Source organism: Roseivirga sp. AWQ4_251 (genome assembly GCF_056158225.1).
Genome location: NZ_JBSWSW010000001.1, coordinates 754,789 through 768,426 on the forward strand (window position 1 = coordinate 754,789; position 13,638 = coordinate 768,426).

The following is a 13,638-nucleotide window of genomic DNA, read 5'->3' on the forward strand; positions in this document are numbered from 1 at the left end:
ATGTTTGGTTGTTACTGCCATCGACTAACATAGTTGAAACTCTTTTTATTTCATAATTATATAAATAGTTAATGGTGTGTTATTGTAGATTTATATTCAACACTCTTAGTCTGACATCTGAAGTCTAATATCTAAAGTCTACAATCTAGCTTCTACCCTCTAAAATACTTTCTCAAACTCAAAGGGGATTTCAATTTCAGCATTAGAAACCACAGCCTTTAGTTTTTCGCCTTCTTTCCAATACCTGATTTTGTTGGGAAAATCAATGGAGTCGTTTACTAAAATGAATTCTGATTTGCCAAAACTGTCCATTTTGAAAATGGTGGGTTCTGGTTCTTCCAGCACTTCCACGGCCAGCTTCCACACCTCGTTTGTTTTCGTTAAGCTCATCTTTTCCCTTTTTACCGTGTCACCGTTCTGAATGGTAAACCCGATGCCAGCGTATTTGGATGGAATTACTTTGTCCCAATTTTCGAAAGTCTCTTTGCCTTCCACTTCATTTAGCCTTTTCCATTTACCTAATAGCCAGTCGAAATTTGATGTGGCTTGATCTGTCGCCATTTCTATTTCAGCAGAGGTTTGCTCTTGCTTTTTTTCTGGGCTGCAGGAGATTAACAAAATACCGAGGAGTAAAATCAGAATGTTTTTCATGGTTGAAGAGGTGTTTTATGAGGTTTGATAGAGTTTGTTAACTTTTTGTAAATCAGTGTTTTCGTGGATTTCGTAAAAGTAATTTAGTTGCCAATTTTGAGTTTTTTGAGCTTGTTTGTTTTCGGTTGTGTCCCATGAAGGATAAACCCTAAAACCTCTTTTCCCTTCTTTCTTAGCCGTAGAAATAATGCCTTTATCGATTAATTCGGTTTTTGGAAACACAAGTTGGCCCAAGTGATTCTCAGATTTTACATTGATGACATAAAAATCAAATTCGTCATTTTCGGAAAAAGGTTGAGTAACGCCTTGTGGGTTTCTATTCCAGAAGGTAACGAATTGACCGGTTTTCTTGGGTGTTAGTTTTGAACTTCTGCAAATGATTTTCTTCCCTTCAAGTTCGAATCTGCAAGCATCATATTCCGTGCCTTCAAGCTCATTTGAAAAGTTTGAAATTTTAAATGACAGTGGATCGTAAATCTCAGTTTTGACTTTTGTTAGCAGAGGGTTCAGGGTGTTGACTTTGTTCATCGGTATAAGAAAAAATAGGAGGGAAGTTAAGCCTATTCTAAAAAACTAGGTTCTCGGCTACCCAAACAAATTATAGCTCAGGTAGCCTTTTCTTGATTGCGCTTAGTTTACTTCTTTGTCATTTCAAATGCCTGACCACCTTGTTTGAAAATCATCTTTTCCTGATACGGATCAAATTCTATAACAACTCCAACTCGCTTAAAGTCAAAAATGTGTTTTTCGACAGGGTTCAAATCAAAGGCAGGCTGGCCTTCTCCTTGGGCTTTGAGAATCCCGTTTTCGCTATAGATTTTAATATTTATAGGTAGTTTATCTGAAGCATAGGTTCCTGAATAGGCTTCGTAAAATTTCTTATCGGGTGTGTATTCGTCAAAATTGGGAAGTTCATGCGCTTTGTCATAAATAATGCTCAAAAGGCCTATGGCGAAGTTGTTGGTGGGATAATTTTCACCATTGATAATGTAAGTGACGGCCAATTTGTTCTCCAATGTATAAGTGGCGGCCGAGTGGGTTCCGTAGGTGTCTCCGCCATGCCCGAAGCCTGTGTGTTCGTAAAAAGGTGCCTTCATTATGCCTAATCCAAACCAATCGTTGTCTTTAGGGAGCATAGTTTCTAAGGTTTCCTTTTTGATGATTTTATAATTGAAAAGCAGGTTTAAAAAGGCATTCAAGTCCGTAGCTGAAGTGGCTAAATAGCCAGCACTGAGCACATTCGGGAAATAGAACTCTTCCATTTCAGCCCATGCACCGTTTTTCTTTTCATAAGACTTTGCAATGTTCTTGTGTGAATTGCCTTCAGATAAAGCAACAATGTTGTTCAGGTTGAAGGGTTTGGTGATTTCATCGGCCAAAATTTGCTCGAAGGGCTTTTTGTGCTTCTTCTCTAAAATTCTACCCAAAACATAATAAGCCGAGTTTGAATAGCTCATAGAATCGCCTGGTTGAAAAGACACACCTTGCGCTACGATTTCATCAATGATTTCTTTTTGAGTTCTGGGTTCTTTCAGCCAAAAATGCAAACTATCTCCCTTCGAAACGAAATCCTTCAGCCCACTTGTATGGTTGAGCATATGGGCTATTTCAATCTTGTCGGCATTCGGAATCTCGGGAAAATAAGTGCTTAATTTCTCATCAAGACTGATTTTTCCTTGCTCTTGCAGCTTTGCGATGAGTACACCCGTAAAAAGTTTTGTGATGGAACCAATGGTGTATTTTCTTTCAGACGAAGCATTTAAAGCTTCTTTATTGATAGGTCCAAAAGTTTCATTGATCACTTCTTTTCCGTTGTCCATTATTGACACTGTACCCATCAACTGATCATTTTCTTGAAAATGCTTGATGTATGCTTGGATTTTCTCCTTTTTCTCAGGGGTGATGGTTGCTTGTTGAGCGAAAGTAATTTGGCCAACCAAAAGAGTGATGAATACTGCGAGATGCTTCATACTATTTGTTTTTTATTGATTTTTTGATCCTTAATAGTAGTGTGATGATGAGGTATAGCGCGACTGTGCTTACGAGCATTACGGGGATAAACCAATTGCCTAAAACCTCTTGATAATTAGAAGGGTCAGCGATAATTCCGATGGCTTTGAACTCCTCATTTTGCACGAACATACCCACTTTGTCACCATTTATTAGTTTGGCGAAGATTAGGAAGATGAACGCGCCTAAGCAGAGGTATAAAAGGGCAAAAATGGTATAACCAATTCCGTTGGTGATGTTCAGCGCTAGAGCCTTAAAAACATCTATTGGATTGAAAGACTTTGTAGCTTTCTCCAATAGTTTATCCGCAATTAGGGGTTTTAGAACTTCTTCTGGAGCGCCTAATTTGTCTATGGCGTTCAATAAAGTGTCCAGTTCTGTTTGGTTTTCATGGTTTTGTAGGCTTTCATAAATATGGCTGTTGAACTCCATAAGCACTTCCGTACTATCGGCCTGTGACAAAGGTTTTGTTACGTTCTTTATGCTGTTGATATAGTTTTTGTATACCCTTTGAGCGTTACTGTCTGTAAACTGTATTTCTTTAAACTGCATTGTTCGTTAATTTTTTAATTGATGCTTCTAATTCTTCCCAGTAGGTTTTCATAAGCTGCAAAGTGGATTTTCCGTCTTCGGTAAGCACATAATACTTTCTTGGGATTCCCGATTCTTGCTCTACCCATTTTGAGGTAGTTAAGCCTTCGTTTTTCAATCGGTTCATTAAGGGGTACAAAGTGCCTTCGGCAATTTCAATGTCGGTTGTACTCTTAATGATTTCGATGAGCTCGTAGCCATACAGCTCTTTTTTGCTTATGGCATTTAAGACAATAAAGGAAAGGGTTCCCTTCTTGACTTGTGATTTCCATTTTTCTACAAATTCATTTTTCAAAATACATTGCTTTAGTTTATACATAGTATAACAATGCAAGTATACGATCAAGTACATAGTAATACAATGTATTAGGTGTGAAAATTTTCAATAATTTATAGAGTATTGAAAATCAATTACTTAAAAAAAGGGGTAGTGAAGCTAATTATAGAGAAAGGGTTCTTTGAAATGGTTTTTTTGTTGCCCAAAGCCTAATTTGGGTAAGTAGAGAAGTTTGAAAGAGATGCGAATTTTAGTCTTTGCCCCAATCGCTAAAGGGCTTTTTAATTAAAGAAGAATTATAATATCTAGTATCGTGAGATACTTCTTCACCGACCCAACTGGGCAAGTCGAATATTTCATCTTCGCTGGACAGTTCAATTTCTGCTATAATCAAGCCCAGATTGTCTCCGGTAAATTCATCGATTTCCCAGGTTTTCCCTTGATGATTTACTTCGAATCGGGTTTTCTCAATCAATGGAGGCTCACAGAGCTTTAATAAAGACTCGGCTTCATCTAATGGAATTTCATATTCAAATTCTTGCCTTGTGGTATTTTGAGTTTTGCTTTTTATGGTTAAAAATGCAGCCTTATCCTTTATTCTAACCCTTACGGTTCTCTCAGCATGGGAGTTGAGATAGCCCTGTTTGATCAAGGTTTCTTTGTCAACCCACATTCTCCAGTCAGAATTTTTCAACAAGAATTTACGTTCAATTTCAAATCCCATGATTAGCTCAGGTTTTTCCAGTGGTTGTAATGATTTTTTAATTAGTTCTTCCAAATATTCTTATTGTCTATTTTGTTACGCTCAAAAACAAAATCGCAGACAATGAAACTCATGTGTGAGTAGAGACCATTAAAGTGGGGGGCTCACCCTGTTCAACTTTTCTAAAGTTGACAAAAGCCGAGCATTCTAGGATAGCTTCAAGGAGCTCAGGAGCTTGCTGCTTTAAAAGATGTCCTTTTGTTATTTCGATATCAGTTGGTTCTTTACTCAGTTCATCTACACAATCAATCCAAGCATTCATATTCTCGCCATAGTAGTCAGGGAAGTTCATCTCAGTTTTAAACTCCTTATGGAACGTTTTCCAGTTTTTGATTTTGTTGCCTCTGATTCGAAATACTTTCATATTGAGTTGTTCACATTGGACATTAGGGCCGCCATAATTAGGGGGGGAGAAAGTACTAAACTGTCGGTTGAAACCAAACATAGCAGATAATCGAAAAACAAGAAGCAAGCTTTCAGCTCACTTGAAGCTTAGCTATTGTTGCCTGTTGGCTTTTACTTTTTTCTTTCGTTAAATTCGATAAGGTTAATAGTCCACCGACAACTAATATTGCTCCGCCCACAAATGGAAATCCTGCTCCAACTAAGTTCGCAATGTTTGACGAGAACAAAAACGGTAAGCAAAATAACATTCCAAATACACCTGCCAAAACTGTCGCTAGAGCAGTAAATTGAGTAAATCGTTTCATGTCAAAGGCGTATGTTCCTTTTTGTCTTGTTTGAGCTAATTCATTTCTTAATTTGCTTAATTGTCTATTTGCGAAATTGTCAATTGTCCAATTTGAGATAGGGATAGTTTGTCGACCCTTCTTCATATCTGAATAAAAGGTCAACCATAAGTCTGGAAGTAAAATAGCTCCGAAAAAGAAAATAGTGAATGAAGGAATAGAATAGTTCCCGTTTCCAATCATAAATGCTTGCATCCTAATTTCATCTTCCGCAGTCATTTTATAGTCAAGCAATACATGCTTTAAGTCGTGACTTTCATATTTGGGTACAAGTGTCAGTTTGTGATTGTCAAGGCAGTTTGCTATTTCTCTCCCTAAAGTTCCATTTTCAAGTTTTCTTAAGTCATCAACTTGCTTATGATACTTGTCCATTTTACTGAAATATTCAATTGTAGAAACAGATGTGTCAAATGAGATCTTAATTATACGTCTTGATATTTTCTGTAATATGTTCATTCTGTACGTTTTTCAGCTCGCAGTTAACGGTCTCGGCTATAATGATTGAAGCTTATAAAGCGCTAACCTCTCGTCTTGTATACTTTGCTCCGCTGAAGCTTCGCAAAAGTGATGTAGCCACGCCTTGATTTAAATTTAAAACTTGTGGCGGACTTTCCTCCCGAAACTTCGGGGCTCTACATAATTATTCTTACTTATGAAACTCAATTCATTCATAGCATTTGCTGCTTTTTCGTTCTATTTCCTCCAGAAGGTTTTTCCTTCGATTTTGCTCATTGAAAGTATTGAGTCACAAAGGAAAAGGTTGTTTTCAAGGCTTTGTCCTTTAAGGCTAAGTTCAACCTTCATGTTTTCTGCAATAAGTTCCTGTCTATCAAACTTCTTTACCAGTTCATAGTCTCGTTCGTTCAAATATGCGGTTACAATAGTTAATAAGTCAACCCGTAAATGAATTGTTGGTTTGTCTACCAAATCGAGTTTTTTCAGGAGTTGAAAAGATGATAGCAGTTGACTGTCTTGTTCTGAAATGTTAGGGGTGATGAATAAGCTGTCAAAGTAATTTTCGAATAGTTGGGAAGTCAAGTCCTGAACACCATAAAAACTACTGAAGTCGATCAGTTTGAAATATAGTTCACCGGTAATAGATTCCTGTTTATCAGTCTCAAGTTCAGCAATTCTTTGTTTGGTATTGCATGACAGAATAACAACTGCAATTCCGATGGTAAACAAACGAGTTTTCATGTTGCTAGAATAACGATACGTGTAATTGCCGTGACGAAGCGGTCGCAAGGCATGGACAATTACACCTTGTTGAGGTTAGTTTTAAAATGTTTGTTTCTTTTCAATTTCAGGGATTGATTCATCAATTCTTTTTGCTAATTCAGGGAGTTTGATTGTCGGAACTGCTGGAAATAAGTGATGCTCAAGATGATAAAACATGCTGAATGTAATCTTGTTTTTCCACCCACTTCTTTGAGTTCTGGCAATTTCAGGGGCTTCATGAGTATCATGATGAACAGTCCAAACTGCAAAAAATGCCATTAGAAATTCTCCAATTATCATGGCTATGATGTGATAGATGAGCCAATTGATATTGAAATAGAAAACTATTAAAACAAATACTGCGATTGAAACTAGTTCTAAAATCATATTTCTTCTGTACTTTATATTTCCGAATTTCCAGGTTATTTGATGAATCTTAAACATATGAATTGGTCCATATAAAATGGCTCCATACCATGTCATATGAGCTGACTTCCCTTCCTGGTCTTCTTCGGATAAACAATATTTATGATGTCTGAGGTGGTTGAATTTGACTGCATGAATTGAAACTATCATCAAAATACTATTTATGTATAGTGATAGCCAAGTCAAGAATTTATTAGTCCCCAGTGAATTGTGAAATCCATTATGCACTTGTCTCAGTCCGGTCAAGAAGAAAAAAGCGGAACAAGGCAGTGCCAACCAATAGTATTCTAAATAAGCGAGTAGCCACGAGGAAAGAGCCCAAGGAATTGTCAGGTTATTCTCTATAAGCATTTCTCTAATTGTCAAATTCTTTAGGTCTTTCCATTCAACCTTTCTCAAAATTTCTTGATGCGTCATGTTTTGAGTTTTTTAATTAACCACAACGCCTAGCTATGATGAGTGGGGATTAGATAGCACTAACCTCTCTTGTCTTGCACATAGCCACGCTTTGATTTAAATTTAAAACTTGTGGCGGACTTTCCTCCCGAAACTTCGTGACTCTACGAAAATATCCTCGCCTACAAAACTCCCCATTCATTCATGGCATGTGTTAAGCACATTTAGAATTGTGTTGTTAAATAGGCAATCTTTGATGTTGGGTGAAAAAAAATATAAAGCGTTCCCATATCTCCAAACATTAAGAGCTTGTCAGTTTTTTTGCTTCCGAAGATTCCCTTTTTAATGACGTTTATTCGTCTGGTTGACGAAATGGAACAGACGAACTTCATTAGTTCACCTGTCTTTGGACATTTTGGGAGTTCTGGATATTGGTACCAAAGCGGCACACCACATTGATGTATAGGGTCAGATTCGTTTTCAACTTCTTCAATCGATACACTATTAGTTGCTTCAAACGTTAATGAGCTAAGTTGTTCGATAGGCCTGAATTCCGATTTACTGCCCTGGGATAAAAGCTCTGGTTTAAGTTCATTGGTGTAGTCTATGAAGGTTGGTTCATGATAGAAGTCCAATGGATAAAAGAGGTGTAGCTTGTTTATGCCAAGCCATGAAAAGTGTGAATCCTTACAATCTAGGTGTCCAAGATATAACGGGGCAAAACTATCGTTGGTGCTGAATTTCAATTCATTTGGCATTTCCCCTCCAAGTTGATGTCGCCCAGTTGCCGAAGGTCTGAGCCAAAAGAGTTGATGAGGTTTAGAGTTTGGGATTGGTAAATCTAAAGGGCCAGAAATCTTTTCGTCTCCCAACTGATTTAAAACTTCGATGATTTTACCGTTCTCTGTTCTGATTTCAAGACCTGATTGAATAGCTGTAAAAATTTCAAAGTCTTTTTTGTTCAGTCGATGTTGAATAATGAAGTTACTAAGTTCCTCTTCGTTCTTTAAGTCGACTTCCCATCCGCCTAAATAAATGCTTTCGTTCATGTTGCTTTATCGTGCATAACGATTTGTATATGGCTTTGTGGCGGTTTCAAGGCACTTTTCTGTCGGCCGACACGAAACTTGCCTACAAAGCGAAAGCCTTGCTGGCAGCCGTAATCCATCTTGAAGCTTAGGTGATGTTGTATGGCGTTCTTTTATTTTTCTGCCCACCATTTTTCTTTTTCTTTCTTCCTTGCTTCAATTTCTTCGGGTTTATCAGTATAATGAGCCCAGGCTTGAATATAATTCTGCCATCCGTATTCTTCATATTTGTCCCAAGGACTAAATTCACCTGCACCTATGTCAAGCCCGCGACTGTCAGGAATTCTATAGTCACCCCAATTACACGTTTTTGAATTGCCTGTTTTGTAACTCGTCCAAGTTCCCTCAAATTGGTTGTTTTGAAACCCGTCAGCAACAAACATTAAAGCATCATATTTTAACTCACCCTTTTCGTTAATGTAGAAGTCCGTTTGAAAATTGCCTTTAAGAAATCCTGTTCCATTTTCGTCAGGGTCTTCAAAAAATTCATATTGACCTTTCGCAAACCCTTGTTTCAAAGTCGGAATGTCTCCTTCGTCATAAGTTTTGGATTCGCTAATTGTTATCGTTCCTTGAAAGGTGCAGACATTTTCTTTCACTCTAGTTTTTCCGTAGATGAAATACTGCAGTCCATTATTAGGATTCTTGATGGTAGATATAAAATGAATTTGAAATCGTTGAAAATTTTCGCCAATGTATCCGAGAGGCTCAAGTCTGTCAACATTGATTGTATCATTCTCTATTTGAAACTTGTCAAGAGTCCATAAGGCCGAAATATCATAATTCTTTATTTCTTCCTTAAAGTCCAATGTTTTAATCTCTTGTCTATTTACAATTACGGAAGTAATTACAAGGAAAAATGTCAGTATTCTCTTCATGTGTTTCTCGTGGTTCTTTCAATGCACGCCAGCGGTTTGCATATGGCTTGTGGCGATTTCGAAGTACTTTCCTGTCCTCTTAGGTGAGCTTATTAAATGCCAAAGGCCTTGAATTTAGCTGATTAACCGCCAAAAACTATATGCATTGTTATCTGTCGATGTTATTTATTTTTTCAATCCAATTTTCTTCAAATTTCTCGTTGTCAAGATTCTGTTGAAACTCCGTGTAAGTATGCTTAAACCAAAACTTCTTTTGTTCTCTTGTTCCAAATATTTCAAAATCTCCATTTTTTGTCTGACTATATAAAACATATTCGGTTGTGTCAATTCCACGAGCATTTCTGCCGTAGAATGTTTTACTTAGATAGTCTGTTTTGTTGTCAGAGTTGAAGTTGTAAAGTTGAAGTTCAAATCCTGTCCGAAAGCGACCGAAATAGGTCTGTTTGCCTGTTTTTAAGTCGTAAATGATTTGATAATTAACTTGACAACCAAGTCCTGAACAAGGAATACTTGTCAAAACAAATCCAATCAAAGATTCAGGCTCATAAAGACTTACTTGCTGTAAATAATTTGCAAAATTCACACTATCAGCACCAGAGCCCCAAACTGCATTTGAAGTTAATTTGTCAGAAGTTGTAATTGTTTGTCCGTCAACTGTAATTTCAAGTCCTTTCTCTAATTCTACCCAACTAATTTTATGCTTCAATAAGTTAAGTGCATTTTTATCTACATTCTCAATCACCAATGTTGGTTCAATTGCTTTTGTCTTTAAATATTTTTCAATCAGTTGACCATAATCAACTTTTACAGTTGAATAATTGATCTTGTTAGTAGCTGAAATGCAACTAATCAATATTGTCAGAACTGCAAATATTTTAATTATTGGTTTCATTTTTCAGCTGAAAGGTAAGGGGTTGCATATGGCTTGTGGCGGTTTCGAAGCACTTTCCAAGCTGGCTACGGAGCGGAAACTTGCTCTTAGCCGTTCAACCGCATAAGCTATATGCTATGTTGTCACCAGTTTTTCATTTTCTTTAGGTGTTTTTCAATAGTCTTAAAGTAATCTTCACTGATTTCTTTTCGTTCCACACACTTGTTATTCCAAAGCCCAGAGCCAATAACCTTAGTGTCATTTGTGTATTTTCCAAGCCAGTCATTCGAACATTTATCAACTGCAGGCCTTTCAAAGTTTGAAAGAAGTGCAATAGAATTTTCTTCGATCAATGCTCTGTCATTGTCTTTTGATGAAGGACCAGGGACTTCAAGAACAGTAAATGGTAAAGTGTGTAAATAGGTCGAAACTATTCTTTCTAGGGACTTCTCAGACTGCTTAATTAATTTATCATTCTTTTTCGATTTATTGCCCCAATAGGAGAAGTCTAAATGGTCTTTGTTAATGAAGCTAAATCCAATAAGTTTTCTAAAAACCGAGCCTCTGTGGTTTCCCGTTAAGTCTTTCGAGCCTTTGTGATTGTATAGTCTGTTATACAAAGTTGCCTTTGAGTTAGCAATTGCTGCATGTGTGCCAATCCGAACAACTCTATTGGAATTGCAGTTTTCTCGATTTTCATTTTCCTCAAAGAAAAAATACACACCTTTTTCTGGAAGAGTGTTTTTTGATATTGTATCTAAAGTTTGTTTCGGAAACTTCTTAGTCACCTCATTCAATAGGTCGTAAAATCTGTCAATATTTTGTTGTCTGCTTGTTGTCATTAAAATGGTGCCAACGATCAGCTATGATGAGTGCGGGATTAGATTCCACTAACCTCTCGTCTGGCACATAGCCACGCCTTGATTTTAAATTTAAAACATGTGGCGGACTTTCCTCCCGAAACTTCGGGACTCCACGAAAATATACTGACCGATGAAACCTCATTCATTCATGGCATGTGTTGTGGTGTCGTCATAATCCATTTTGCAAGGAGTTAAATCGTTCAATTGTTCCCTTGAAAGTTGCTGTAAGATGGCCAGAAAGTTCTTTCGACTGTTGTTGATAGAATTTAAGATTTTCACCCAGTTTGATTACCGATTTATCGTCCAGACCGTTTTCCATTTCAAAAAGTAAATTCCACAGCCGGTGGCTTAGTTCGTTAGACCATTTTAGGCACTCAATTTTAATTTCGTTAGATGTTGTATGACCGTCCCAAATTGCTCTATTCATTACTGTCAAGTCAGAGAGTAATAATTTGTTGAAGAGTATTTTGTAATCAGTATTCTTCTCTGATAACCAATTAATTGTCTCGTGAAAAGTCATTTTTTAATGTTGTCTTGGTTGTTCCAGTTTTCCAATTGTTCGTTCAATTGAGATCTATCTGTGGAATGCTGTCCAATGGTTGAAATGCCGGTTCCAAAGATTACCACTTCAAAGTTCCTCGTTAGATAGTAGCGGTCGTCAAAGACAGCTATGGAAAAGTATGTTTTCACTCCTAAGAAAATACTAAGTCCAACCCATAATATTCGTGCTATTATTCTGGGAACCTTAATTTTTCGTGTTTGGATAATAAGTTCACCAGTTGCGAAGATGATTAGGAAGTAAATCAATAAGTTCGCAACCATTGGGAGTAAGAAATATTGTGTTGACAGCGATGTGTGAAAACCCTCACATTTATATATGAATGGGAATCCATAGAAGAAAACATCCTTGGCATCAATTGCTAATCCAAACCACCATTTTGTAATTAGCTCGAATCCTATGATCGTTATAGGTAGATAGAGTCTAAAGATTGCCAGTTTCAACGTTCTCTCAAGTTACGGGGGATTCACTGCAACACGTTTATTATACGGAATTTGCCAAAAACTTCCGCAATAACCTACTTCTTAAATGTTTATTGCATTACTTTTTCTGTAATTCCTCATATTTCTGGAGTGATTAACTAGCTTTCGATTTGGCGGTTATTGGGGAACTGGAGCAAATATGTAGCTGGTTTGGCAGAATTATTTAGTTACTGCTAATGCTTACTGATTGAAAAGGAGCCGATTTATTTGTGGTGTAAGTTTACTGATGAATCTCAGTTTAAAAAATCATTGAGATAAGCCAAGATAGCTTTGGTTTGCATCATCACGCTCACGTGGCTTTGCGAAGGAATAATGGCCAATTGAGATTTGGGCATCGGTTCCATATCGGCTGTAATTCCTCCTCCCAAAAGCTGGTAAGTTTTCATTAACTCTACTTTGTCAAGCCCGTCATTATCGCCCGCAATAATGAGTACAGGCGCAGTAATTTTGGCAATATTGGAATCCCCCATATCGAAAGGCTCTTCTGAGAACACGATCATTTGCTCTACAAACTTTCTCCATTTTGTTTTATCAGGAGCTGCGGCATCATACCCGGTTTGGAGAGGTGTGCCATCGAAAAACTCGGGGTTGAAATCTTCCAAAGCAGAGTTTACGATAGGTAACCAACCATCACTTTTATAGGTTGACGATATAACAATCAACTTTTTTAACCGCTCAGGGCTCTGCACGGCAAATTGATAGGCTATGGTGCCGCCCATGCTATAGCCAGCCACATCAGCGCTGTCGATTTTTAAGTAGTTCATTACTTCTTTCACATCGCTTGCCAAAACGGCATTATCCAATTTTCTGTCGGAATAAGGTGAATGCCCATGACTTTGCATTTCAAGAGCAATCACCTTTCTGGTTTTCGACAGTTCAGGAATAATCTCAGCCCAGTTCATTTTTATGGTATAAAAGGAGCCATGCAATAAAATGATCGGTTCGCCTTTACCATAGACTTCGTAATAAACCTCGATGCCATTTACGGGTGCATAGCCACTTTCAGCAGGTTTTACTTGTTGCCCGTTGGCTTGCAAAGCAGCGCAAAAAAGTAGAATGGCAATCGATACGGGGTTGAGAAAAATAGATTTCATAATGAATGTTATTTCATGGAGGCCAAAAGCTCTTCCAAATTGTTTATTGATGCGGTATATCCTTCTTTGAAGCCCATTTCGATCATTTTTTCCATTCGTTCTAGCGATTCGTTGAAGATGGTAATGAACACAGTGGTTTTGCCATCTTTTTCGCTGAATGTATAATCCCAATCAGAACCGAAAGGAGCTGGGTTTTCGTCTTTATCGGCAAATACGTTGAACAGTTTGAAATTGGTTTTGGGTGAAATGGACTTGTATTCTTGAAGTATCCAACCTTCCTGACCATCGGGGCTCACCATGGCGTAAAATCTTTTTCCGCCTACTTCAAAATTCATGTATTTGGTTCTGGCTTTAAAAGGAGCGGGTGCCACCCATTGGTCTAGCAGATCAGCTTGGGTAAAGGCATCCCAAACCAAGTCTAATTTGGCGTCAAATTCCCTTTTGATATAAACCGTCTTTTCTTGCTTGTCTACCGTGAAATCAAATTTCAGATTGGTCATTTCTTGTGTGTTTAAGGATTGCAAATGATTCTGGTTTCACAAGTTCACGCTTATTAAGTTCCGCATTTGTTTTGAAACTGCCTGCGATTTGATATTAAAGTTTTCTCAATGATAATAAAGCTTGATGTATTTAGAACTTATCGAAACCATTTGGTTGTAAATATATGCGCAACTTTTTGGTTTCGTAATTTTTTGTGAGGTTTTTTTACTGTTATTTAAAAC

General features: G+C 37.4%; 18 protein-coding genes. All 18 read right to left on the reverse strand.

Annotation, left to right across the window (positions count from 1 at the left end; genetic code table 11):
• Positions 1-159 precede the first annotated feature (159 nt).
• The 18 genes from ACXACJ_RS03415 to ACXACJ_RS03500 all read right to left on the reverse strand — a co-directional run bounded on the left by ACXACJ_RS03415 (position 160) and on the right by ACXACJ_RS03500 (position 13,416).
• The gene (locus ACXACJ_RS03415; protein ID WP_475132867.1) at positions 160-651 is read right to left on the reverse strand and encodes a hypothetical protein; all 492 of its coding nucleotides are present in this window, start codon (positions 649-651) and stop codon (positions 160-162) included.
• 15 nt (positions 652-666) lie between these two features.
• Positions 667-1,179 (reverse strand): MepB family protein, encoded by a 513-nt coding sequence (locus ACXACJ_RS03420; protein WP_475132868.1) that lies wholly within the window; start codon positions 1,177-1,179, stop codon positions 667-669.
• A 107-nt stretch (positions 1,180-1,286) separates the two neighbouring features.
• Positions 1,287-2,621, reverse strand: a complete 1,335-nt coding sequence (locus ACXACJ_RS03425; protein WP_475132869.1) for a serine hydrolase domain-containing protein — start codon at positions 2,619-2,621, stop codon at positions 1,287-1,289.
• A gap of 1 nt (position 2,622) precedes the next feature.
• The gene (locus ACXACJ_RS03430; protein WP_475132870.1) at positions 2,623-3,213 is read right to left on the reverse strand and encodes a hypothetical protein; all 591 of its coding nucleotides are present in this window, start codon (positions 3,211-3,213) and stop codon (positions 2,623-2,625) included.
• Positions 3,203-3,547 (reverse strand): PadR family transcriptional regulator, encoded by a 345-nt coding sequence (locus ACXACJ_RS03435; protein ID WP_475132871.1) that lies wholly within the window; start codon positions 3,545-3,547, stop codon positions 3,203-3,205. Before ACXACJ_RS03435 ends, ACXACJ_RS03430 begins: the two co-directional genes overlap by 11 nt.
• A gap of 232 nt (positions 3,548-3,779) precedes the next feature.
• Positions 3,780-4,253, reverse strand: a complete 474-nt coding sequence (locus ACXACJ_RS03440; RefSeq protein WP_475132872.1) for a CYTH domain-containing protein — start codon at positions 4,251-4,253, stop codon at positions 3,780-3,782.
• A 109-nt stretch (positions 4,254-4,362) separates the two neighbouring features.
• Complete coding sequence (locus ACXACJ_RS03445) at positions 4,363-4,737, reverse strand: barstar family protein (protein ID WP_475132873.1); 375 nt, start codon at positions 4,735-4,737, stop codon at positions 4,363-4,365.
• 31 nt (positions 4,738-4,768) lie between these two features.
• Complete coding sequence (locus ACXACJ_RS03450; protein ID WP_475132874.1) at positions 4,769-5,497, reverse strand: hypothetical protein; 729 nt, start codon at positions 5,495-5,497, stop codon at positions 4,769-4,771.
• Positions 5,498-5,734: 237 nt separating this feature from the next.
• Entirely contained in the window at positions 5,735-6,238 is a 504-nt protein-coding gene (locus ACXACJ_RS03455; protein ID WP_475132875.1) for a hypothetical protein, read from the reverse strand.
• 81 nt (positions 6,239-6,319) lie between these two features.
• Positions 6,320-7,084 carry a fatty acid desaturase family protein gene (locus tag ACXACJ_RS03460; protein WP_475132876.1) on the reverse strand — a complete coding sequence of 255 codons (765 nt, stop codon included), beginning with the start codon at positions 7,082-7,084 and terminating at the stop codon, positions 6,320-6,322.
• A gap of 221 nt (positions 7,085-7,305) precedes the next feature.
• Positions 7,306-8,130, reverse strand: coding sequence for a hypothetical protein (locus ACXACJ_RS03465; RefSeq protein WP_475132877.1), 825 nt, complete (start codon positions 8,128-8,130; stop codon positions 7,306-7,308).
• A gap of 152 nt (positions 8,131-8,282) precedes the next feature.
• On the reverse strand, positions 8,283-9,047 hold the full coding sequence (locus ACXACJ_RS03470) for a hypothetical protein (RefSeq protein ID WP_475132878.1): 765 nt from the start codon (positions 9,045-9,047) through the stop codon (positions 8,283-8,285).
• Between the two features lie 148 nt (positions 9,048-9,195).
• The gene (locus tag ACXACJ_RS03475) at positions 9,196-9,939 is read right to left on the reverse strand and encodes a hypothetical protein (protein WP_475132879.1); all 744 of its coding nucleotides are present in this window, start codon (positions 9,937-9,939) and stop codon (positions 9,196-9,198) included.
• 122 nt (positions 9,940-10,061) lie between these two features.
• Complete coding sequence (locus ACXACJ_RS03480) at positions 10,062-10,760, reverse strand: GIY-YIG domain-containing protein (RefSeq protein WP_475132880.1); 699 nt, start codon at positions 10,758-10,760, stop codon at positions 10,062-10,064.
• Positions 10,761-10,950: 190 nt separating this feature from the next.
• Positions 10,951-11,208, reverse strand: coding sequence for a hypothetical protein (locus ACXACJ_RS03485; RefSeq protein WP_475132881.1), 258 nt, complete (start codon positions 11,206-11,208; stop codon positions 10,951-10,953).
• Positions 11,209-11,297: 89 nt separating this feature from the next.
• On the reverse strand, positions 11,298-11,471 hold the full coding sequence (locus tag ACXACJ_RS03490; protein WP_475132882.1) for a hypothetical protein: 174 nt from the start codon (positions 11,469-11,471) through the stop codon (positions 11,298-11,300).
• A 584-nt stretch (positions 11,472-12,055) separates the two neighbouring features.
• Positions 12,056-12,916 carry an alpha/beta fold hydrolase gene (locus ACXACJ_RS03495; protein WP_475132883.1) on the reverse strand — a complete coding sequence of 287 codons (861 nt, stop codon included), beginning with the start codon at positions 12,914-12,916 and terminating at the stop codon, positions 12,056-12,058.
• 8 nt (positions 12,917-12,924) lie between these two features.
• Positions 12,925-13,416 (reverse strand): SRPBCC family protein, encoded by a 492-nt coding sequence (locus ACXACJ_RS03500; protein WP_475132884.1) that lies wholly within the window; start codon positions 13,414-13,416, stop codon positions 12,925-12,927.
• Positions 13,417-13,638: the final 222 nt, after the last annotated feature.